The sequence below is a fragment of the Mesorhizobium sp. RCAM 06353 genome, assembly GCF_059683585.1.
The window spans coordinates 5,934,636-5,956,780 of record NZ_CM185031.1 but is presented as its reverse complement, the minus strand read 5'-3'; the positions used below and the strand labels follow the sequence as shown (position 1 = coordinate 5,956,780).

Annotated in this window: 16 protein-coding genes; 11 read left to right on the top strand and 5 right to left on the bottom strand. The window is 62.2% G+C overall.

Annotation, left to right across the window (positions count from 1 at the left end; all coding sequences use genetic code 11):
* Positions 1–14: 14 nt before the first annotated feature.
* Positions 15–1,343, bottom strand: coding sequence for an O-antigen ligase family protein (locus AC56QX_RS28975; RefSeq protein WP_497111915.1), 1,329 nt, complete (start codon positions 1,341–1,343; stop codon positions 15–17).
* A gap of 493 nt (positions 1,344–1,836) precedes the next feature.
* Between AC56QX_RS28975 and cysD the strand changes: the two genes are divergently transcribed.
* From cysD to cysQ, 3 genes are read left to right on the top strand one after another with little or no spacing between them, the layout of a single operon-like run.
* A complete protein-coding gene (cysD, locus tag AC56QX_RS28970) occupies positions 1,837–2,742 on the top strand; it encodes a sulfate adenylyltransferase subunit CysD (RefSeq protein ID WP_095198602.1) in 906 nt (301 codons plus the stop codon).
* Between the two features lie 2 nt (positions 2,743–2,744).
* Entirely contained in the window at positions 2,745–4,682 is a 1,938-nt protein-coding gene (gene cysN, locus AC56QX_RS28965; RefSeq protein WP_497111913.1) for a sulfate adenylyltransferase subunit CysN, read from the top strand.
* A gap of 10 nt (positions 4,683–4,692) precedes the next feature.
* Positions 4,693–5,484 carry a 3'(2'),5'-bisphosphate nucleotidase CysQ gene (gene cysQ / locus AC56QX_RS28960; RefSeq protein ID WP_497117950.1) on the top strand — a complete coding sequence of 264 codons (792 nt, stop codon included), beginning with the start codon at positions 4,693–4,695 and terminating at the stop codon, positions 5,482–5,484.
* Between the two features lie 9 nt (positions 5,485–5,493).
* On the opposite strand, the gene AC56QX_RS28955 is transcribed toward cysQ, so the two are convergent.
* The 4 genes from AC56QX_RS28955 to AC56QX_RS28940 all read right to left on the bottom strand — a co-directional run bounded on the left by AC56QX_RS28955 (position 5,494) and on the right by AC56QX_RS28940 (position 9,480).
* On the bottom strand, positions 5,494–6,636 hold the full coding sequence (locus AC56QX_RS28955) for a DegT/DnrJ/EryC1/StrS family aminotransferase (protein ID WP_497111912.1): 1,143 nt from the start codon (positions 6,634–6,636) through the stop codon (positions 5,494–5,496).
* A 250-nt stretch (positions 6,637–6,886) separates the two neighbouring features.
* On the bottom strand, positions 6,887–7,810 hold the full coding sequence (locus AC56QX_RS28950) for a carbohydrate kinase family protein (protein WP_497111909.1): 924 nt from the start codon (positions 7,808–7,810) through the stop codon (positions 6,887–6,889).
* The gene (locus AC56QX_RS28945; protein WP_497111908.1) at positions 7,807–8,253 is read right to left on the bottom strand and encodes an RbsD/FucU family protein; all 447 of its coding nucleotides are present in this window, start codon (positions 8,251–8,253) and stop codon (positions 7,807–7,809) included. The genes AC56QX_RS28950 and AC56QX_RS28945 overlap by 4 nt, the downstream gene beginning before the upstream one ends.
* Positions 8,254–9,480 (bottom strand): ROK family transcriptional regulator, encoded by a 1,227-nt coding sequence (locus AC56QX_RS28940; RefSeq protein ID WP_497111907.1) that lies wholly within the window; start codon positions 9,478–9,480, stop codon positions 8,254–8,256. It lies immediately after the preceding gene.
* A 269-nt stretch (positions 9,481–9,749) separates the two neighbouring features.
* Here AC56QX_RS28940 and AC56QX_RS28935 point away from each other — a divergent pair, with 269 nt between their 5' ends.
* The 8 genes from AC56QX_RS28935 to AC56QX_RS28900 all read left to right on the top strand — a co-directional run bounded on the left by AC56QX_RS28935 (position 9,750) and on the right by AC56QX_RS28900 (position 22,139).
* The gene (locus tag AC56QX_RS28935; RefSeq protein ID WP_430515894.1) at positions 9,750–10,727 is read left to right on the top strand and encodes a sugar ABC transporter substrate-binding protein; all 978 of its coding nucleotides are present in this window, start codon (positions 9,750–9,752) and stop codon (positions 10,725–10,727) included.
* Positions 10,728–10,890: 163 nt separating this feature from the next.
* Positions 10,891–11,952 (top strand): ABC transporter permease, encoded by a 1,062-nt coding sequence (locus AC56QX_RS28930; protein WP_497111906.1) that lies wholly within the window; start codon positions 10,891–10,893, stop codon positions 11,950–11,952.
* A 2-nt stretch (positions 11,953–11,954) separates the two neighbouring features.
* The gene (locus tag AC56QX_RS28925) at positions 11,955–12,737 is read left to right on the top strand and encodes an ATP-binding cassette domain-containing protein (RefSeq protein WP_497111905.1); all 783 of its coding nucleotides are present in this window, start codon (positions 11,955–11,957) and stop codon (positions 12,735–12,737) included.
* A 132-nt stretch (positions 12,738–12,869) separates the two neighbouring features.
* Positions 12,870–15,338, top strand: a complete 2,469-nt coding sequence (locus AC56QX_RS28920; RefSeq protein WP_497111903.1) for a glycogen/starch/alpha-glucan phosphorylase — start codon at positions 12,870–12,872, stop codon at positions 15,336–15,338.
* Positions 15,339–15,444: 106 nt separating this feature from the next.
* Complete coding sequence (gene glgB, locus AC56QX_RS28915; RefSeq protein WP_497111901.1) at positions 15,445–17,658, top strand: 1,4-alpha-glucan branching protein GlgB; 2,214 nt, start codon at positions 15,445–15,447, stop codon at positions 17,656–17,658.
* 53 nt (positions 17,659–17,711) lie between these two features.
* A complete protein-coding gene (gene glgC / locus AC56QX_RS28910) occupies positions 17,712–18,977 on the top strand; it encodes a glucose-1-phosphate adenylyltransferase (protein ID WP_497111900.1) in 1,266 nt (421 codons plus the stop codon).
* Positions 18,978–19,061: 84 nt separating this feature from the next.
* Complete coding sequence (gene glgA / locus AC56QX_RS28905) at positions 19,062–20,507, top strand: glycogen synthase GlgA (protein ID WP_497111899.1); 1,446 nt, start codon at positions 19,062–19,064, stop codon at positions 20,505–20,507.
* 3 nt (positions 20,508–20,510) lie between these two features.
* A complete protein-coding gene (locus AC56QX_RS28900) occupies positions 20,511–22,139 on the top strand; it encodes an alpha-D-glucose phosphate-specific phosphoglucomutase (RefSeq protein ID WP_497111897.1) in 1,629 nt (542 codons plus the stop codon).
* The last annotated feature ends 6 nt before the right edge of the window (positions 22,140–22,145 follow it).

Genomic DNA, 22,145 nt, shown 5'->3' with positions numbered 1-22,145 from the left:
CTTGCCCTGAACGGCTATTGGGTGGATGGATGCGTCTGATCTTTCATTACTGGCGGAAGCGCCTGGTCGTCCGCCCCGAGCGGAAGTGTCTGGTCTTGCGGCAACGGAGCCTGACGTCCGCAGGCAAGATAGGTTCCCGACACCAGGAAGACCATCAGTACCGAATCCAGAATGTCGTGACCAACCAGGATGCCCGTCATCCCTGATGTGAGATAGGTGATCACCACGATGACAATCATCGTAGCGCCAAAACGCTCGATCGGATCGGTGCTGTTTCGCAGGACCATGGTGGCATTTGTGGCGGCAACGACAAAGATCGCCGCCAGCGTTACCGCGCCCAGGAGCCCTGCCTGCACCAGGGCGGTCAGGAAGCCGTTGTGGAAATGGTTGAAGCCGGCATCCATCCCGAACTGATCCCGGAAGCCTTGTCTTATCAAGAACTGGGTGGCACCCACACCATGTCCAAACAATGGGGTCTCACGGAACGCTTTGAGGCCTATCTCCCAAAGGGCAACACGGAATCCCAACGAGGTGTCGTAGTGGCCCTGTGCCCCAAGCGCATTCCAGTCGGCGCGCAGAAAGTCGATGCGCCCGGATATCGTCTGGAAGCCGACAGCGCCGACCACGACGCCGACCGCCACCAGCAACAAGAGCAGCCGAACGGCATTCTTGCCCCTCAGCCTGCGCTGGTTGATCATCAGAACGGCGATGCCGGCAATCAGCAGGGCTAGCCAGACGATGCGCGTCTCGGAGTAGATAATGGCGATCGTTCCGCCAAGCGCTGCGCAAATGAGGGCAGTCCTGTGCTTCTCGATGTCCGACAAGGCGCCGGCCACACAGACCATCACGGCAAGGCACAGGACCTCCGCGAACACGATCGCATTGCCCGCCCCGCCCTTGGCTCTCATCCCCACCCAATATTGCTGCGCAACGGCCAGCAGCAGTGCGACGAAACAGGCCGCCAAGCTGCTGAGCACGATGATGCGAACGAGCGTAGTCTTCTGCGAGATGCTCCAGGTCGAATAGGAGACGGGAAAAAACAGGAAGGTTACGAGCGGAATAAGGCGTGGCGCATCCTGGACGAGCGTGTTGTTGACAATGGACGCCACGAGATTGGCCACGCAATAGGCATAGATCGCGATCGTCAGCGCCATCATCGCCCGGTCGGTGTTGAAGCGCCTCTTCTTGAAGGCGATCAACAGGACGGACCACAGGCCGCCGCCATTGAATACGAAGCTGACCACCGATCCCAGAACCGGTGGAAAAAAGAAGCAAAGAGTGGAGAAGTAGATATTGATCCGCGAAGGCGTGAGTTGCTGTCTTGCAGACGAAAGCCGGTTCAAGTTTCGGGCTCGCTATTCTCGAGTAGCTTTGTGCGGCATACCCTGTTCAGCCGAACCGAATGTGCTCGCCTCGAAATTGCCCATGCCTGATGACGCATCTTGCCCGCTTCCGGCGGCTTGTATAGCTGCTGGGCTGTCTTTTCGATAGTGCGTCGGGGCTTGTTGTCACCGAAAATCGGCGGCAGGCGCCCGTCGATTGAGAAAGGGCTCCAGGAGCATTTGCCGCCATGGTCTCCCGAGCAATATTTTTCCTGCCTTTTTCCGGTTGGAGGCCTTGCGAACAGAAATTTTCGGGTTATGGCGAAAGCGTGGAAAATTCGTTCTCAAACTGACCGTTGCCGGGCTCGTCTTGCATTGTTCTGCCCTGCGTCGATCTGCTAGAACGCCCGCACGAAACACTTTGTCCAGAAGCGAAGCTTGAACCGGGCGCAAAAAGCCCGATGATTTGATGCAAGGTCTTCTGGCGCAAGGCACGAGAGAACGCTCACAGTCTATGACCATAGCGCTTACGCATCTGCAGCGGCTTGAAGCCGAATCCATCCACATATTCCGCGAGGTTGCGGCCGCCTTCTCCAAGCCGGTGATGCTCTATTCGGTCGGCAAGGATTCATCCGTGCTGATGCATCTGGCAATGAAGGCGTTCTATCCCGCCAAGCCGCCGTTCCCGTTCCTTCACGTCGACACCACCTGGAAGTTCCGCGAAATGATCGCTTTTCGCGATCAGATGGCGCAAAAGCTCGGCTTCGACCTTTTGGTTCATGTCAATGAAGACGGCGTGCGCGACAACATCAATCCGTTCGACCATGGCTCGAACACCCACACCCATGTGATGAAGACTGTGGCGCTGCGTCAGGCGCTCGACAAATACGGCTTCGATGCCGCCTTTGGCGGTGCCCGTCGCGACGAGGAGAAGTCGCGCGCCAAGGAGCGCATTTTCTCGTTCCGCAATGCCCAGCATGTCTGGGACCCGAAGAACCAGCGCCCCGAAATGTGGAAGATATTCAACACCCGCATCGCGTCGGGCGAATCGATCCGCGTCTTCCCGTTGTCGAACTGGACCGAACTCGATATCTGGCAGTACATCCTGCAGGAGAACATCCCGATCGTGCCGCTCTATTTCGCCAAGGAACGGCCGGTGGTGGAACGCGACGGGATGCTGATCCTCAAGGACGACGATCGCATGAAACTGCGCCCCGGCGAGACAGTCGAGAACCGGCTGGTCCGGTTCCGCACCTTGGGCTGCTATCCGCTCACCGGCGCCATCGAATCCGATGCCGACACGCTCGAAGCCATCGTTGGCGAGATGCTGACCGCGCGCACCTCCGAGCGCCAGGGCCGCCTGATCGACCGGGATGAGGCAGGCTCGATGGAAAAGAAGAAGCGCGAGGGGTATTTCTGACCATGCGCCACATCATGGCAAAGAGCCTCGCCCCCACCGACGGCGTCCGCGACTATCTGGCCGCGCAGGAGAAGAAGTCGCTGCTGCGCTTCCTGACCTGCGGTTCGGTCGATGACGGCAAGTCGACGCTGATCGGGCGTTTGTTGTCCGACACCAAACAGATCTTCGAGGATCAGCTCGCCGCGCTCGAACGCGATTCGCGTAAGCATGGCACCACCGGCGACGACATCGACTTCGCGCTGCTGGTCGACGGTCTTGAGGCCGAGCGCGAGCAAGGCATCACCATCGACGTCGCCTATCGCTTCTTCGCGACGCCGAAGCGCAAGTTCATCGTCGCCGACACGCCCGGCCACGAGCAGTACACGCGCAACATGGCAACCGGCGCCTCGACCGCCGATCTGGCGATCGTGCTGATCGACGCGCGGCAAGGGGTGCTGCGCCAGACCAGGCGCCATTCGATCATCGCCTCGCTGCTCGGCATCCGCCACATCGTGCTGGCCGTCAACAAGATCGATCTCGTCGATTTCGATCAGGCGGTTTTCGATCGGATCGTCGAAGACTACGGACAATTCTCGCGCGACCTCGGCTTTCAGACCATCGTGCCGATCCCGATGTCGGCCCGCTACGGTGACAATGTCAGCGGCCGCTCGCAGAACATGCAATGGTATTCCGGCCTGACGCTGATCGAGCACCTCGAGACCGTTTCGGTCGAAGAGGCCGCTGTCGAGCAGCCGTTCCGTTTTCCGGTCCAGTACGTCAATCGTCCCAATCTCGATTTCCGCGGCTTTGCCGGCACGATCGCGTCGGGCGCGATTGCGCAAGGCGACGAGGTCGTCGTCGCCAAATCCGGCAAGTCGTCGCATGTCAAACGCATTGTCGCTTATGGCGGCGATCTGAAACAAGCGGTGGCCGGCCAGGCCATCACGCTCGTTCTTGACGACGAGGTCGAGGTTTCCAGAGGCAACATGCTGGTTTCGCCGGCTGCCAGGCCGCAGGTCGCCGACCAGTTCGCCGCCAACATCGTCTGGTTCGACGAGCATGCGCTGCTGCCCGGCCGTTCCTACATCCTGCGCACCGAAACCGACCAGACCAGCGCCACCGTCACCGACCTGAAACACCGCATCAACGTCAACGACTTCGCCCATGAGGCGGCCAAGTCACTTGAAATGAATGAAGTCGGCATCTGCAACATCTCGACGCGGGCGCCGATCGCCTTCGATCCCTTCGCCGAGAACCGCACCACCGGCGCCTTCATCCTGATCGACCGCATCAGCAACGCCACCGTCGGCGCCGGCATGATCTTGCACTCGCTGCGTCGTGCCGAGAACATCCACTGGCAATCGCTCGACGTCGGCAAGCGCGTACGCGCCGATATGAAGAACCAGCGGCCCGCCGTGTTCTGGTTCACCGGACTTTCCGGCTCCGGCAAGTCGACCATCGCCAATTTGTTCGAGAAGAAGCTGTACGCCACCGGCCGGCACACCTACATTCTGGACGGCGACAATGTCCGTCACGGTCTCAACCGCGATCTCGGCTTCACCGATGCCGACCGCGTCGAGAACATCCGCCGCGTGGCCGAAGTGGCCAAGCTGATGGCCGATGCCGGGTTGATCGTCATTGTCTCCTTCATTTCGCCGTTCAGCGCCGAGCGGCGTATGGCGCGTGAGTTGATGGCCGATGGTGAGTTCATCGAGGTGTTTGTCGACACGCCCTTTGAGGAGTGCGCCAGGCGTGATCCGAAGGGCCTCTATGCCCGCGCGCTGAACGGTGAGATCAAGAACTTCACCGGTGTCGATTCGCCTTACGAAGCGCCGGAAAAACCGGAAATCCATCTGAAGACGCTCGGCAGATCGGCCGAAGAGATGGTAGATGCCCTGGAACACTGGCTGAACGAGCGTGACATTGCCGAAGACCAATATGACAATGGCGGCGGTATCTGACGACAGGTCGATGCTCGACATCTTCGAGCGGCTGGCCCTGGCGGCCGGACGCGAGGTCATGCGTGTGTTTCACGCCGGCTGTGAGGTTGACCGCAAATCCGACTCCTCGCCGGTGACCGAGGCTGACCGCGAGAGCGAGAAGATCATCCTTGCCGGCCTGCGCGCCGCATTTCCCGACATTCCCTGCGTGGCCGAAGAGGAAGCGGCGGCCGGAATCATGCCGGCCGATCTTGGCGACGCCTTCTTCCTCATCGATCCGCTCGACGGCACCAAGGAATTCGTCAATCGCCGCACCGACTTCACCGTCAACATCGCGCTTGTCCGCCATGGCGTGCCGGAAGTCGGCGTCGTTTTCGCACCTTGCACCGGACGTTTCTTTTCTGGCCAGCCGGGCGGGGCGGAGAGCCTCGAAATCGATGGTGACTACCAGATCGTCGCGCGCCGGCCGATTTCAGTGAGAACGGCAGCAGTGCCGCTGGCCGTGGTTGCCAGCCGCTCCCACAACACGCCGGAAACTGAAGCCTACATTCGCGACCTCGGCGCCGCCGAGATCGTCTCAGTCGGCTCCTCCTTGAAATTCTGTCTTCTGGCCAGCGCCGAGGCGGATGTCTATCCGCGCTTCGGCCGCACCATGGAATGGGACACGGCCGCAGGCGACGCGGTGCTACGCGCAGCGGGCGGCACGACACGCACGCTCGACGGCAAGCCTCTGGTCTATGGCAAACGCGATCAGGCCGATGACGAGGATTTCGCCAATCCGCATTTCATCGCCAGCGGCAGGGCAGGGGCGAGCCCCGTCTGATATTTCTGCCTATTCGGCCGCTGCTTGCGCCGAGTTCGAGCCGATATAGTTGCGGATCGTCTCGATAATCCTCTCCTGGTCGGCTTCGCTGAGATAGGGGTGCATCGGCAGGCACAGGATGCGCTTCGGCAGGTCCTCCGAGACGGCAAGACCGGTCGGCGTGCGCGGGTAGTCGCGATAGGCGACCTGGGCATGCAGCGGCTTGACGTAGTAGATGACGGACGGAATGCCCTTTTCGCCCAGATGCGCCTTCAGCCCGTCGCGCTTGGGCGTCTCGATGGCGTACTGCGCCCAGGCCGAACGGCTGCCGTCGAGGTTGCGGGCCGCTGTGACGATATCGCCAAGCCCCTCCGCATAGCGGTTTGCCACCAGCTGGCGGGCAACCATCTCGTCTTCAAGAATGGCGAGCTTTTCGATCAGGATCGCCGCCTGGATCGTGTCGAGCCGTGAATTGATGCCGACGCGGACATTGTCGTACTGCGTTTCGCCCTTGCCGTGGAAGGCGAAGGAACGCAGCTTGTCGGCCATCGCGTCATCATTGGTGAACATCGCGCCGCCATCGCCATAGCAGCCAAGCGGCTTGGCCGGATAGAAGCTGGTCGAGCCGACATGGCCGAAGGCACCGCACATCTTGCCGTCAAGCGACCCGCCCATCGACTGCGCGGCGTCCTCGATCACCAGCAGTCCTTCGCGGTTGGCGATCGCCATGATGGCATCATAGTCGGCGGCAAGGCCGAACAGGTCGACCGGGATGATCGCCTTCGGTTTCAGCCGGCCTTCCTTCTTGATCATGGCGATGGCCGCCTCGAGGCTGGCGATGTCGATGTTGTAGGTCACCGGATCGACATCGACGAAGACAGGTTCGGCCTTGGCCAGAGCCACCACTTCGGCGGTGGCGGCGAAAGTGAAGCTCGGCACGAACACCGCGTCGCCCGGGCCGATGCCGGCGGCAAACAGCGGCAGCAGCAGCGCATCGGTGCCGTTGGCGCAGGCCACGACATGCTTGGTGCCGATATAGGCGGCGAGCTTGTTCTCGAATTCGGTGACCTGCGGGCCGAGGATATAGCGCCCTTCTTCGACGACACGGTCGATCGCGGCCTTCAGCCGGTCGCTTATGCGTTCGCGCTGCGCGCCAAGATCAATGAACTGCATGTCGGCCTCAAAACGGTTCTAACCAGGCGGTTTAGCCCAATAACGGCCCGCTGGTATCAGAGTTGCGCCTGCCGAGAAAGCCGGGCAGCCAGAGCCGCCAATTGCCGAGGTATCGCAGTCTGTTACCGCTGATTTCCGGCGTATCTTCGCAAGATGCCGGAAATCCGGGCTTCGTCGGGCTCAATCGTGCCTTTATGGTCCCACTGAGCGGCCCTGCGAAACATAAAGTGATCGGCTGGCTCAGCGCTATTCAGGTGATTTCATGCCGCCACGGCGGATTGGCGCCCGCGCGTGACACGGTCACCGCCGCTGCCTTTGCACCGAGCGCCAGCGCCTTGTGGATGGCCTCTTTCGATAGGCTGGCGATTGCCGCTTTCGTCAGCAGGCCCTGTTCATGCAGGGAGGCAAGGATGCCGGCATTGAAGGTGTCGCCGGCGCCGACCGTGTCGACCACCTCGACTTTTTCCGGCATCACGGTGACGGCGTGGTCTTTGGTGTAACCGACAGCGCCTTCGCTGCCATGGGTTACGACGATCAGCTTGGGGCCGCGGTCGAGCCAGTTGCGGATGACATCCTCATGCGAGCCGGCTTCGCCGAACCAATGGAGGTCTTCGTCCGAGAGCTTCACGATGTCGGCCATCGCCATCATCTCGCGGATGCGTCTGAGGTGCTTGGCCTTATCGGGGATGAAGTTCGGCCGGATGTTGGGATCGAGCATCATGACGCGGCTTGCGTGCTCGCGCCGCATGAACTCTTCATAAGCACTGCCGGCGGGCTCCGAGATCAGGCTGATGGCGCCGAACAGCATCGCCTCGATTTCGTTGCCGAGTGCTGGCAGGTCATCGATGGTCAGCAGGCGTCCGGCTGTGTTCTCGTCGTAGAATGTGTAGGTCGCCTGGCCGTTGGTGAGCTTCACGAAGGCCAGCGTCGTTGGCCTGGGCGAGGTGTGAGCATAGGTGGAACTGACCTTGCTCGCCCCCAGCGCGTCCCTGAACTGGCCACCGAAAAGATCCGACGACAGGCCGGAAAAGAAACCGGCCGGTGCGCCAAGCCGGCCAAGCGCGATCGCCGAATTGAACACCGCGCCGCCGACATAGGGAGCAAAGGCCGGCTCACCCTGCGTCGTCGTGCGCGGCAGCATGTCGATCAGGGCTTCGCCGCAGCAGAGGATCATGGCTTCCTGGTCTCCGGCGGATAGATCACGCCCTTGCGGATGATGATGTTGGCGTAGAGCCGCGGCTCGCTTGTCGCGACGATGGCATGCGCCGATTTGACCCGTGCATAGAAGTCGGCTCCGGCCAGTGCAACCACCTTGCGGCCCGGCGCGTGTTTGGCGCAGATCGCCTCGATCTCGCGATGAACTGGATCGGCGAGCGACGGATCGCCTTTCACGGACGCGCGAAACAGCGCCTCTGGAACCGCGTCGTCGACCGGCAGGATGCTCAGGATCGCGTCGAGCACCGGAATGAGCGGATGACCGTCGGCGCGGATCAGGCGTCTTGCCTGCTCCTCGGCCGGGTAGTTTCCGTCGACAAGGGCGATCTCGTCGCCATGACCCATGGCGCGCAGTGTCGCCAGAAGGTCCGGACCGAGCAGCGCCGGGATTCCGATCAGCATTCAGGCGCTCCTGGAAATCGTCGTCGAACCAATGAGGAAGCGTTCGGAAAGCGGCAGGCTGGCGCCACCGAGCGCCCGGGCATGGATGCCGACGGTTCCTTCGCGAACGGCGGGAAGTTTCAGGCCTTCGCCGTCGATCGTCGCGATGGCGGCGATGATGGCATCGACCAGCCGGCGGCGCACCGCCTTCGGCATCCAGCCGTCGATCACCGCCGCCTCGAAATCGATGACCGAGGACGCCGCGACGATGGCATAGGCGAGCGCCCTCGAGGCGCTGGCGATCCAGTCGTCGAGTTCGGGGCCGATCTCGCCCCAGTCTTCCGGCGATGTCCACAGATGCGAGGCCTCGACGCCCCGGGCAATAAGCGCCTTTTCCAGCATGGCGATCGACGCCACGTCGATCAACTGGGTCGGCTTGCCATCCGGTCCGGGCACCGGCATCGAGCCGAGCGCTCCGGCATTGCCGGTTGGGCCGCCGAACAGCCGGCCGTTGAGCACGATGCCGCCGCCGGCGAAGGCGCCGATATAGAAATAGACGAAGTCACGCGCGCCGCCGGCCTGGCCGAAGACGAGCTCGGCGCCGCAGGCCGAGGTGGCGTCATTTTGCAGATAGACCGGAAACTCACATTGCCCCTGGATATCGGCCCTGATGTCGCGGTGGCGCCATTCGTCCATGACGTCGCGCGGCGCGCCAGCGGTATCGGCCCAGTTCCACAGTTCGAACGGCATGGCGATGCCGAGGCCGGCGATGCGCTTGTCCTGCGCCGGTGTCAGTTCGCCACGCATCTTCTTCATGCCTGATGTGACGAACTCCACCGTCTCGCGCGGTGCCGGATAGCGATAGGAGTGCTGCAGCATCGCGCGCACATGCCCAAGAAAATCGATCAGCACCAGTTCCGCGCTGCGACGGCCGATCTTGAGGCCGATGAAGAAGGCGCCCTCGGGGTTGAGCGCCATCGGTATGGAAGGCTGGCCGATCTTGCCGCGCAGCGGCGCCTGGCGAACGAGCAGGCCTTCTTCCTCCAGTTCGCGCATGATGACCGAGACTGTCTGCGCCGAGAGTCCGGTCATACGGGCGATGTCGGATTTCGCCAGGCTGCCATGCTGGCGCACCAGCGAGAGCACCAACCGCTCGTTGTGGTCGCGCATGCCACTCTGGTTGGTGCCGCGGTGAATCAGGCTGTCATTCGCTTCGGGCGAACCGTGCCTCGCAGTGGCGGTCTCCACCCTGTTCCTCCCGTCGTTTCTTCTCAATGCTTTTGAGCCAGAATGAGTGAACGAAGCAAGGCTGTCAATAATAAATAAGAGTGATTTAATTATTGACAGAGGCCTCGGTCTGGTGTCTGTTGGGTCCGCGTCCACGCTGGGAGAAATTCGTTGGATGCGCTGTGGATGTCGGTTGGCCGGCATCCGGAATTGGTTCCACTGGGAGGAAAATCGTGACCAATACAAAACTGTTGAAGTCCACCGTCTTTGCGGCGGCGGCCCTGGGCCTGATGGCGTTTGCCTCGTCCGCATCCGCGGCCGGTGTTGGCGCTTGCCTGATCACCAAGACCGATACCAATCCCTTCTTCGTCAAGATGAAGGAAGGCGCGACTGCAAAGGCCAAGGAACTCGGCGTCGACCTCAAGACCTACGCCGGCAAGATCGACGGCGACAGCGAGAGCCAGGTCGCAGCGATCGAAAGCTGCATTGCCGACGGCGCCAAGGGTATCCTGATCACCGCTTCCGACACCAAGGGCATCGTGCCGACCGTGAAGAAGGCGCGCGATGCCGGCCTGCTGGTGATCGCGCTCGACACGCCGCTCGACCCGATCGACGCGGCCGATGCGACCTTCGCCACCGACAATCTCGAGGCCGGCAAGCTGATCGGCGCCTGGGCCGCCGCGACGCTCGGCGACAAGGCCAAGGACGCCAAGATCGGCTTCCTCGACCTGACGCCCTCGCAGCCGACCGTGGACGTGCTGCGTGACCAGGGCTTCATGATGGGCTACGGCATCGACGTGAAGGACCCCAACAAGATCGGCGACGAAACCGATCCGCGCATCGTTGGCCACGACGTCACCAACGGCAACGAGGAAGGCGGCCGCAAGGCGATGGAGAACCTGCTTCAGAAGGACTCCGGCATCACCGTCATCCACACCATTAACGAGCCGGCCGCTGTCGGTGCCTACCAGGCGCTCAAGGCCGTCGGCCTTGAAAAGCAGGTGCTGATCGTCTCGGTCGACGGTGGCTGCCCCGGCGTGAAGTCGGTTACAGAAGGCGTGATCGGCGCGACATCGCAGCAATATCCGCTGCAGATGGCGGCGCTCGGCATCGAGGCGATCGCAGCCTTCGCCAAGGACGGAACCAAGCCGAAGCCGACCGAAGGCAAGAACTTCTTCGACACCGGCGTCAATTTGGTGACCGACAAGCCGGCCACTGGCGTGAAGTCCATCGACACCAAGGAAGGCCTCGCCAAGTGCTGGGGCTGATGCCGGTCTGACTGGCAACAAAACAACCGAAACGGCCGGGGGGACTTGATCCCCGGCCGCTTCGGGTGGACGATGGGTCGCGTGACCGCGAACAATCCCGGCGATAGACCGGAAAGGCGTGGACGGGCGTCAGCGATTGGCTGACCCCTCACGGGGAGGAAACATGGCTCAAGCTCAGGAATTCGAGAAGGTTCTCTCGACCAGCGACACCAGCGTCGCCGCTTTTGACGAGCACAAATCGGCCGTCAAGCGCATCCAGCATTTCCTGCATTCAACACCGGCCGCTGTGCCGCTGATCGTGCTGGTCCTGTCGATCGTCATCTTCGGTATCGCCATCGGCGGGCGGTTCTTTTCGTCCTACACGCTGACACTGATCCTGCAGCAGATCGCCATCATCGGCATTCTCGGTGCCGCGCAGACGTTGGTCATCCTGACCGCCGGCATAGATCTGTCGATCGGCGTAATCATGGTTATTTCAGCCGTGATCATGGGCAATTGCGCGGTCAGTTACGGTATGCCGGCCATTCTCGCCGTGACGATCGGGCTTGCCGCCGGTGCGGCCTGCGGGCTGCTCAACGGGCTGCTGGTCGCTTATATGAAGCTGCCGCCCTTTATCGTGACGCTTGGCACCTGGAACATCGTCATGGCGACGAACTTCATCTATTCGGCCAATGAGACGATTCGCGACACCGACGTCGACGCCCAGGCGCCGCTGCTGCATCTCTTCGCCCTGAGCTTCAAGATCGGCACGGCGGTGCTGACGCTTGGCGTCATCGCCACGGTCGTGCTCGTTCTGATCCTCTGGTACGTGCTCAATCACACGGCATGGGGCCGCCATGTCTACGCCGTTGGCGATGACCAGGAAGCGGCGAAGCTGTCGGGCATCCAGACCAAGAAGGTGCTGATGACGGTCTATACCCTTGCCGGGCTGATTGCCGCTTTCGCTGCCTGGGTCTCCATCGGCCGCAACGGCTCGATCTCGCCTTCGGCCGCCGTCACCGACTACAATCTGCAGGCCATCACCGCGACGGTGATCGGCGGTATTTCCCTGTTCGGCGGCCGCGGCTCGATCCTGGGCACGCTGTTTGGCGCGATGATCGTCGGCGTCGTCTCCATGGGCCTCAACATGCTAGGCGCCGATCCGCAATGGAAAGTGCTGCTTACCGGTGTGCTGATTATCGGTGCCGTGGCAATCGACCAATGGATCAGAAAGGTTTCGGCATAATCATGACCCAGGAACCCATCCTTACCGCGCGCGGGCTGGTCAAACGCTATGGCCGCGTCACCGCCCTCGACAATGCCGACTTCGACCTTTATCCCGGCGAAATCCTCGCCGTCATCGGCGACAACGGCGCCGGCAAGTCGTCGCTCATCAAGGCGATTTCCGGCGCAGCCGCGCCGGACGAAGGCGAGATCCGGCTCGAAGGCAAACCCGTCGCCTTCAAGTCGCCGATGGAAGCCCGCGAAGCCGGCATCGAGACGGTCTACCAGAACCTAGCGCTGTCGCCGGCCCTGTCGATCGCCGACAACATGTTCCTTGGCCGCGAGATCCGCAAACCCGGCTTCCTCGGCAAGTGGCTGCGCATGCTCGACCGCCCGGCGATGGAAAAGCGAGCCCGCGACAAGCTCACCGAGCTTGGCCTGATGACCATCCAGAACATCAGCCAGGCGGTGGAAACGCTCTCCGGCGGCCAGCGCCAGGGCGTGGCGGTGGCGCGCGCCGCTGCCTTCGGCAGCCGGGTGGTAATCATGGATGAACCGACGGCTGCCCTCGGCGTCAAGGAGAGCCGCCGCGTGCTCGAACTGATCCTCGACGTCAAGAAACGCGGCCTGCCGATCGTGCTGATCTCGCACAACATGCCGCATGTCTTCGAGGTGGCCGACCGTATCCACATCCATCGCCTGGGCCGTCGCCTCTGCGTCATCGATCCCAAGCAGTATACGATGTCGGATGCCGTTGCCTTCATGACCGGAGCAAAGACCCCCCCGGAGGCAGCGCTGGCAGCCTGACTGCCAAGTTGCCGCAGGCGCTCCTGGTTGCGCAATCGCCTAAATCGATTGAACATCCTGAAAGATGCGCTAGCATGGGCTGGGAGGATTGACGAAAGCCGGTATGATCGGGGCAACCGCACGAGAGGCAGCATGACGCGCGCGATGACATCCGAAACCCTTCCCCCACTGCTCGAAAACCCCGATCCGAAGACGCTCGCAAGAGAAGTTCTGATGGCCCTCAAATACAGGGTCGGCAAGGACACCACCGTTGCGACCCAGTACGACTGGCTGACCGCCTCGATCAAGGTCGTGCGCGACCGCATCGTCGATCACTGGATGCAGGCGACGAAAGAGGCCTACGACCAGCAGGAAAAGCGCGTCTATTATTTGTCGCTGGAATTCCTCATCGGCCGCTTGATGCGCGACGCCTTTTCCAATCTCGGCCTGATGGACAATATGCGCGAGGCGCTGTCTTCGCTCGGCGTCGACCTCGATCTCATCGCGGCGCTCGAACCCGATGCCGCGCTCGGCAATGGCGGCCTTGGCCGGCTCGCCGCCTGCTTCATGGAAAGCATGGCGACGGTCGACATTCCAGCACACGGCTACGGCATCCGCTACGCCAACGGCATGTTTCGCCAGGAGATTCAAGGAGGCTGGCAGGTCGAACTGCCCGAGACCTGGCTCGATCACGGCAACCCCTGGGAATTCGAACGGCGCGAACGCTCGTTCGAGGTCGGCTTCGGCGGCTCGGTGGAATCCATCACCTCAAAGGATGGCCGGCTCGAGCGCCATGTCTGGAAGCCGACCGAGCATGTCCTGGCCGTCGCCTACGACACGCCGGTCGTCGGCTGGCGGGCAAACCGCGTCAACACGCTGCGGCTGTGGTCGGGCATGCCGGTCGATCCGATCCTGCTCGACAAGTTCAACGCGGGCGACCACATCGGCGCACTCGCCGAAAGCAACAAGGCCGACGCCCTGTCGCGCGTGCTTTACCCCGCCGATTCCCACATGGCCGGGCAGGAGCTCAGGCTGCGGCAGGAGTATTTCTTCTCGACCGCCTCGCTGCAGGACATCGTGCAGCGGCACCTCAGCCAATATGGTGACCTGAAGTCGCTTCCCGACAAGGCGGCGATCCATCTGAACGATACCCATCCAGCGATCGCGGTGCCGGAGCTGATGCGGCTCCTGATGGATGTCCACGGCATGGACTTCGACCTTGCCTGGGATGTCATCAAACGCACCTTCGGCTACACCAACCACACGCTTCTTCCCGAGGCGCTGGAAAGCTGGCCGGTGCCGCTGTTCGAGCGGCTTTTGCCGCGCCATATGCAGATCGTCTACGCCATCAACGCGCAGGTGCTGCTGGAAGCGCGCGCCACGAACCTGTTCTCGGATGAGCAGATCAGCCGCATCTCGCTGATCCAGGAGAATGGCGACCGCCGGGTGCGGATGGGCAACCTGGCCTTTGTCGGCTCGCATTCGATCAATGGCGTTTCGGCGCTGCATACCGAGCTGATGAAGGAAACGGTGTTCGCCGACCTGCACAGGCTCTATCCCGATCGCATCAACAACAAGACCAACGGCATCACGCCGCGGCGCTGGCTGATCCAATGCAATCCCGGGCTGACCTCGCTCGCCCGCGAGGCGATCGGCGACCGCTTTCTCGATGACATAGACGCCATCAAAGGGCTCGACAGCTTTGCCGATGACGGCGCGTTCCGGGAGAAGTTCGCGGGCGTCAAGCGGCAGAACAAGGTGCGGCTGGCCAATCTCGTCGCCGACCGGCTCGGCATAAAGGTCGACCCTTCGGCGCTGTTCGACATCCAGGTCAAGCGCATCCACGAATACAAGCGCCAGCTTCTCAACATCCTCGAGGCGATCGCGCTTTACGACCAGATCCGCTCGCATCCCGAGCGCGACTGGATGCCGCGCGTGAAATTCTTCGGCGGCAAGGCGGCGCCCAGCTATCACAACGCCAAGCTGATCATCAAACTTGCCAATGACGTTGCCAGGGTCATCAACCGCGATCCGGCCGTTCGCGGTTTGCTGAAGGTGGTGTTCGTGCCGAACTACAATGTCAGCCTGGCCGAAATCATGATGCCGGCCGCCGACCTGTCCGAGCAGATTTCGACCGCGGGCATGGAAGCGTCAGGCACCGGCAACATGAAGTTCGCGCTCAACGGCGCGCTGACCATCGGCACGCTCGACGGCGCCAATGTCGAGATCAAGGAATGCGTCGGTGACGACAACATCTTCATCTTCGGCCTGACCACGGCCGAGGTCGCCGAGCGGCGCAACAATGGCTACAACCCGCGCGCCGTGATCGAGGGCTCCCCCGAACTGGCGCAGGCGGTCGCGGCCGTTTCCTCGGGTGTCTTCTCGCCCGACGATCCCGATCGCTACCGCGACCTGATGAACGGCCTCTACGACAGCGACTGGTTCATGGTCGCCGCCGATTTCGACACCTACGCCGCCGCCCAGCGGGATGTCGACGCTGTCTGGCGCAACAGCCCGGACTGGTATGCGAGAGCAATCCGCAATGTCGCGCGTGTCGGCTGGTTCTCGTCCGATCGCACGATCCGCCAATACGCGAAAGAAATCTGGAACGTGCCGGTCTGATGTGATTGCATGAGGCCACGAACAAGGTGGTCCCGGTGATGCGGGTTGAACCTCAACTCGCATCGCCAGAAACAAACACCTGGTGCCCTGGGAGGGACACTGCCTGATGAGGAAACCGCGCGCGACCGCTGCGACAAGCGGGCCGGACGGACTGGCGCCAGCCAGCGATGTTGCGGCGATTGTCGCCGGCACGCACGGAGATCCGTTTGCGGTCCTTGGTGTCCATGAGGTCGGCAAAGGCCTGTTTGCCCGTTGCTTCGTTCCGCATGCCGAGACCGTCACCGCCTATACGCTGACGGGCATCGAGGCTGGTCAATTGTCCAGGCGGGACGATGCCGGCTTCTTCGAGGGGCAATTGTCGATCAAGAAGCGGCAGCCGCTGCGCTATCACGCGCGCAATGCCGGCGGCGACTGGTGGCTGACCGATCCCTATTCTTTCGGCCCCGTGCTCGGGCCTCTGGACGATTACTATATCGCCGAAGGGTCGCACCTCAGGCTGTTCGACAAGCTTGGCGCGCATGTCATTGAGCACGAAGGCGCCACCGGCGTGCATTTCGCCGTCTGGGCTCCCAATGCAAAACGCGTCTCGGTGGTCGGCGATTTCAACGACTGGGACGGCCGCCGCCACACGATGCGCGATCGCCGCGACACCGGCATCTGGGAACTGTTCGTGCCCGACATCGGCGCCGGGCGGCCCTACAAATACGAGATCATCGGCCCGGATGGCGTCAGGCTGCCGCTGAAGGCGGACCCGTTTGCGTTCAAGTCCGAATTGCGTCCGGCCACGGCCTCGGTTGTCGCCGTGCCGCCGGCGCATGAGTGGGGCGATGAGGCGCACCGCAATTTCTGGCGCAATGCCGATCACCGCCGCGAAGCCATCTCGATCTACGAAGTCCATGCCGGTTCCTGGCAGCTTCGCGACGACGGCACGTTCCTGTCATGGGACGAACTGGCCGACCGGCTGATCCCCTATGCGGTCGAGACCGGCTTTACCCATATCGAGTTCATGCCGATCTCCGAACATCCTTATGACCCGTCCTGGGGTTATCAGACAACCGGGCTTTACGCGCCGTCGGCCCGCTTCGGCGATCCGGACGGCTTTGCCCGTTTCGTCGATGGTGCGCACCGCGCCGGCGTCGGCGTCATCCTCGATTGGGTGCCGGCGCATTTCCCGGTCGATGCGCATGGCCTGGCCCATTTCGACGGCACCGCGCTCTACGAGCATGCCGATCCGCGCAAGGGTTTCCATCCCGACTGGAACACCGCGATCTACAATTTCGGTCGCCGCGAAGTGATATCGTTCCTGGTCAACAACGCACTGTTCTGGGCCGAGAAATATCATGTCGACGGTTTACGCGTCGATGCGGTCGCCTCGATGCTCTACCTCGACTATTCGCGCAAGGCCGGTGAATGGATCCCCAACGAGAAGGGCGGCCGCGAAAACCTCGAAGCGGTCTCTTTCCTGCAGAAGATGAACAAGGAGGTCTACGGACACCATCCCGGCGTCATGACCATCGCCGAGGAATCGACCTCATGGCCGAAGGTCTCGGCGCCGGTGCATGAAGGCGGCCTGGGCTTCGGCTTCAAGTGGAACATGGGCTTCATGCACGACACGCTGGAGTATTTCGCCAAGGAGCCGATTTTCCGAAAGCACCACCACAATGACCTGACCTTTGGCCTGACCTACGCCTTCTCGGAGAATTTCGTGCTGCCGCTCTCGCATGACGAGGTCGTGCACGGCAAAGGCACGCTGCTGGGCAAGATGGCCGGCGACGACTGGCAGAAATTCGCGACCTTGCGGGCCTATTACGGCTTCATGTGGGGCTATCCCGGCAAGAAGCTGCTGTTCATGGGACAGGAGTTCGCGCAGCGCCGCGAATGGAGCGAGGCGCGCGCTCTCGACTGGAACCTGCTGGATTTCCGCCCGCATCGCGGCGTCTGGCAGACGGTACGCGATCTCAACTATCTCTACCGTTCGCGCCCGGCACTGCATGGTCGGGATTGCGAGCCGGAAGGCTTTTCCTGGTTGATCGTCGACGACAGCCAGAATTCGGTTTTTGCCTGGGTGCGCAACGCGCCGGGCGGCAGCCCGGTGGCCGTCATCTCCAACTTCACGCCGGTGCCGCGCGACAATTACCGCGTGCCGCTGCCGAAGGCCGGCAAGTGGCGCGAGATCATCAACACCGACGCATCCGAATATGGCGGCTCCGGCATGGGCAATGGCGGCATTGTCGAGGCAAGGGCAGAGGGCAAGAGCATCTCGGCAACGATGCTTCTGCCACCGCTGTCGACGATCATGCTCGAACTCATTGTCGACTGAGGCCGGCAAGGCCGAGCATCATGGCGAGACTTGAGTAACTTGGGAGGGTAGAAATGGCAGACTTGAAACGGACCCAGCCGCTGGCACGCGATGCCATGGCCTATGTACTGGCCGGCGGCCGTGGCAGCCGCCTCAAGGAACTGACGGACCGTCGCGCCAAGCCGGCGGTCTATTTCGGCGGCAAGACGCGCATCATCGATTTCGCGCTCTCTAATGCGCTCAACTCCGGCATTCGACGCCTCGGCGTCGCCACCCAGTACAAGGCGCATTCGCTGATCCGCCATCTGCAGCGCGGCTGGAACTTCCTGCGGCCAGAACGAAACGAAAGCTTCGACATCCTCCCGGCCAGCCAGCGCGTCTCGGAAACGCAGTGGTATGAAGGCACGGCCGACGCCGTCTATCAGAACATCGACATCATCGAGGCCTATGGCCCGGAATACATGGTCATCCTGGCCGGCGACCACATCTACAAGATGGATTACGAGCTAATGTTGCGCCAGCATGTCGATGCCGGTGCCGATGTCACGGTAGGCTGCCTCGAAGTGCCGCGGATGGAAGCGACCGGCTTCGGCGTCATGCATGTCGATGCCAAGGACAACATCATTGCCTTCGTCGAAAAGCCCGCCGATCCGCCTGGTATTCCCGACAAGCCCGAGTTTGCCCTGGCCTCGATGGGCATCTACGTCTTCAAGACCAAGTTCCTGATGGAACAATTGCGCCGCGATGCCGCCGAGCCCGGTTCGAGCCGCGACTTCGGCAAGGACATCATTCCCTATATCGTCCAGCACGGTAAGGCGATCGCCCACCGCTTCGCCAAATCCTGTGTCCGCTCGACGATGGAAAACGAGGCCTACTGGCGCGATGTCGGCACGGTCGACGCCTATTGGGAAGCCAATATCGACCTGACCGATATCACCCCGGAACTCGATCTCTACGACCGCGACTGGCCGATCTGGACCTACGCCGAGTTGAAGCCGCCGGCGAAGTTCGTCCATGACGAGGACGGCAGGCGCGGCTCGGCCGTGTCCTCGCTCGTCTCGGGCGATTGCATCGTTTCGGGCGCATCGCTGAAACGCAGCCTGATCTTCACCGGCGCGCGCATCAATTCCTATTCGACGCTGGAAGAAGTCGTCATGCTGCCCGACGTTCATGTCGGCCGGAACGCAAAGTTGAAGCGCGTCGTCATCGACCATGGTGTTAGGATACCGGAAGGGCTGGTCGTCGGCGAAGATCCGGTTCTCGACGCCAAGCGTTTTCGTGTTTCCGAGAAGGGCATCTGCCTGGTCACCCAGGACATGATCGACAAGCTGAAGCTCTAGGAGCTATTCCAGGAAAAGTGTGAAGCGGGTTTCCCACGGGAATTGCGCAAAAACAAGAATTGGACAGGATCGGACCATAAACGCATGCAGGTTCTGTCGGTCACGCCCGAGATATTCCCGCTGATCAAGACCGGCGGGCTTGCCGACGTGACCGGGGCGCTGCCCATCGCGCTCGCCGCCAAGGGCGTGACCATGCGCACGCTCATTCCGGGCTTTCCGACCGTGATGGCGGCCTTCAAGAAAAAGAAGGCCGTCTACCAATATCCCCTGCTGCAGGGCGGCAAGGCTCTGGTCCATGCCGTCCAGATTGCCGGGCTCGAGCTGTTCGTGCTCGACGCGCCGCATCTGTTCGACCGCCCCGGTGGCCCCTACGGCAATGCTGCGGGCGCAGACTGGCCTGACAATTGGCGGCGTTTCGCGGCGCTCAGCCAGGTCGGCGGCGATATCGCCGGCGGCGCCATCTCCGGCTACCAGCCTGATATCGTCCACGCCCATGACTGGCAGTCGGCGATGACGCTGGCCTATATGCGCTATGGCAAGGCGGTTGGCGTCCCGTCGATGATGACGGTCCACAATCTCGCCTTCCAGGGCCAGTTCGGCGCCGGCATCTTCGGCGAACTCGGTCTGCCGGCGGTGGCGATGGCGCTCGACGGCGTCGAATATTATGGCGGCGTCGGCTTCCTCAAGGCCGGCCTGCAGGCAGCCTGGGCGATCACCACGGTGAGCCCGACCTATGCGCAGGAAATCTGCTCGCCGGAATTCGGCATGGGTCTCGATGGCCTGATCAACATGCGCTCCAGTGATCTCTACGGCATCGTCAACGGCATCGACACCGCCATCTGGGATCCGGAGACGGACAAGCATCTGGTGTCGAACTACACAGCCGCCACGCTGAAGGCACGGGCACCGAACCGGGCAGCCGTGGAGGACCGCTTCGGCCTCGACCGCGACGACAGCCCGATCGTCTGCGTCATCAGCCGGCTGACCTGGCAGAAGGGCATGGACATATTGGCGACGGTGATCGACGGCATCGTGGCGACCGGCGCACGCTTGGCCGTACTGGGCTCAGGCGATGCAGGACTGGAAGGCGCGCTGCTTGCTGCTGCTGCACGCCATCGCGGCCGCATCGGCGTGGTCGTCGGTTATGACGAGGGGCTGTCGCACACCATGCAGGGCGGTTGCGACGCCATCATCATCCCGTCGCGCTTCGAACCCTGTGGGCTGACCCAGCTTTACGGTCTGCGCTACGGCTGCGTGCCGATCGTTGCCCGCACCGGCGGCCTGGCGGACACGGTCATCGATGCCAATGAGGCCGCCGTTTCGGCTGGCGTCGCCACAGGTTTTCAGTTCGCGCCCAACAATGGCATTGCCATGCTGCACGCCATCCGCCGTCTCGTCGACGCACATGCCAATCCGGTGATCTGGGAATCGCTGCAGCGTCAGGGCATGAAGGCCGATGTGTCATGGGACAAGAGCGCGGAAAAATATGTCGAACTCTATCGCCTGCTGCTTTCGAAAAGGGTTGCCTGAAGCATGATACGGACCGTTCCCACCAAGCCCTATTTAGACCAGAAGCCCGGCACGTCGGGACTGCGCAAGAAGGTGCCGGTGTTCCAGCAGGAGCACTATGCCGAGAACTTCATCCAGTCGATATTCGACGCGCTCGACGGCTTCAAGGGCAAGACGCTGGTGATCGGCGGCGACGGCCGCTTCTACAACCGCGAGGTCATCCAGAAGGCGATCGCCATGGCGGCGGCCAACGGCTTCGGCAAGGTCATGGTCGGGCAGGGCGGCATATTGTCGACGCCGGCCGCCTCGCACGTCATCCGCAAATACAAGACCTTCGGCGGCATCATCCTGTCGGCCAGCCACAATCCGGGCGGCCCGCATGAGGATTTCGGCATCAAGTACAATGCCGGCAATGGCGGCCCGGCACCGGAAAAGCTGACCGACGCGATCTTCGCCAAGACTAAGACGATTTCGAGCTTCAAGACATCAGATATCGCCCAGATCGACATCGACAAGATCGGCACCGTCGAGGCCGGCGGCATGAAGGTCGAGATCATCGACCCGGTCGCCGACTATGCCGATCTCATGGAAACCCTGTTCGACTTCGACGCCATCCGCGCCAATTTCAAATACGGTTTTCGCATGCGCTTCGATGCCATGCATGCGGTGACCGGCCCCTACGCCAAGGAGATTCTCGAGCGCCGGCTTGGCGCGGAGAACGGCACCTGCCGCAACTACAAGCCACTGCCGGATTTCGGCGGCCATCACCCCGATCCGAACCTGGTCCACGCCAAGCATCTCTATGACGAGATGATGGGACCGGACGCGCCGGATTTTGGTGCGGCTTCCGACGGCGACGGCGACCGCAATTTGATCATCGGCAAGGGCATCTTCGTCACCCCGTCGGATTCGGTGGCGATGCTGGCCGCCAATGCCCAGTTGGCGCCGGGCTACAAGGACGGCCTCAAAGGCATCGCCCGTTCGATGCCGACCAGCGGCGCAGCCGACCGCGTCGCCGAAAAGCTCGGCATCGGCATCTATGAGACGCCGACCGGCTGGAAGTTCTTCGGCAATCTGCTCGATGCCGGCATGGCGACGATTTGCGGCGAGGAAAGCGCCGGTACCGGCTCCAACCATGTCCGTGAAAAGGACGGCCTGTGGGCCGTGCTGTTGTGGCTCAACATCCTTGCCGTGCGCGGCGAGAGCTGCAAGCAGGTCGTCACCGAGCATTGGGCGGCCTATGGCCGCAACTACTATTCGCGCCACGACTATGAAGAGGTCGAAAGCGACCGCGCCAATGCGCTGGTCGACGAACTGCGCGCCAAGCTAGGCTCTTTGCCCGGCACCAGCGTGCGCGGCCTGAAGATCGCCAAGGCCGACGACTTCGCCTATCACGACCCGGTAGACGGCTCGACCAGCGAGCATCAAGGCATCAGGGTGCTGTTCGAAGGCGGCTCGCGCGTCGTCTTCCGGCTCTCCGGCACCGGCACTTCCGGAGCGACGCTGCGCGTCTATATCGAGCGCTACGAGCCGGACAAGGCCAGGCATGATCTCGACACTCAGGTTGCACTCGCCGACCTCATCGCCGCCGCCGACGACATTGCCGGGATCAAGAGTCACACCGGCCGCAACAAGCCGAGCGTGATTACTTGAGGGTGG

Coding starts and splice junctions, on each gene's coding strand:
- cysD (WP_095198602.1), top strand. CDS start 1,837: ATGACCATAGCGCTTACGCATCTGCAGCGGCTTGAAGCCGAATCCATC.
- cysN (WP_497111913.1), top strand. CDS start 2,745: ATGCGCCACATCATGGCAAAGAGCCTCGCCCCCACCGACGGCGTCCGC.
- cysQ (WP_497117950.1), top strand. CDS start 4,693: ATGCTCGACATCTTCGAGCGGCTGGCCCTGGCGGCCGGACGCGAGGTC.
- AC56QX_RS28955 (WP_497111912.1), bottom strand. CDS start 6,636: ATGCAGTTCATTGATCTTGGCGCGCAGCGCGAACGCATAAGCGACCGG.
- AC56QX_RS28950 (WP_497111909.1), bottom strand. CDS start 7,810: ATGATCCTCTGCTGCGGCGAAGCCCTGATCGACATGCTGCCGCGCACG.
- AC56QX_RS28945 (WP_497111908.1), bottom strand. CDS start 8,253: ATGCTGATCGGAATCCCGGCGCTGCTCGGTCCGGACCTTCTGGCGACA.
- AC56QX_RS28935 (WP_430515894.1), top strand. CDS start 9,750: ATGGCGTTTGCCTCGTCCGCATCCGCGGCCGGTGTTGGCGCTTGCCTG.
- AC56QX_RS28930 (WP_497111906.1), top strand. CDS start 10,891: ATGGCTCAAGCTCAGGAATTCGAGAAGGTTCTCTCGACCAGCGACACC.
- AC56QX_RS28925 (WP_497111905.1), top strand. CDS start 11,955: ATGACCCAGGAACCCATCCTTACCGCGCGCGGGCTGGTCAAACGCTAT.
- AC56QX_RS28920 (WP_497111903.1), top strand. CDS start 12,870: ATGACGCGCGCGATGACATCCGAAACCCTTCCCCCACTGCTCGAAAAC.
- glgB (WP_497111901.1), top strand. CDS start 15,445: ATGAGGAAACCGCGCGCGACCGCTGCGACAAGCGGGCCGGACGGACTG.
- glgC (WP_497111900.1), top strand. CDS start 17,712: ATGGCAGACTTGAAACGGACCCAGCCGCTGGCACGCGATGCCATGGCC.
- glgA (WP_497111899.1), top strand. CDS start 19,062: ATGCAGGTTCTGTCGGTCACGCCCGAGATATTCCCGCTGATCAAGACC.
- AC56QX_RS28900 (WP_497111897.1), top strand. CDS start 20,511: ATGATACGGACCGTTCCCACCAAGCCCTATTTAGACCAGAAGCCCGGC.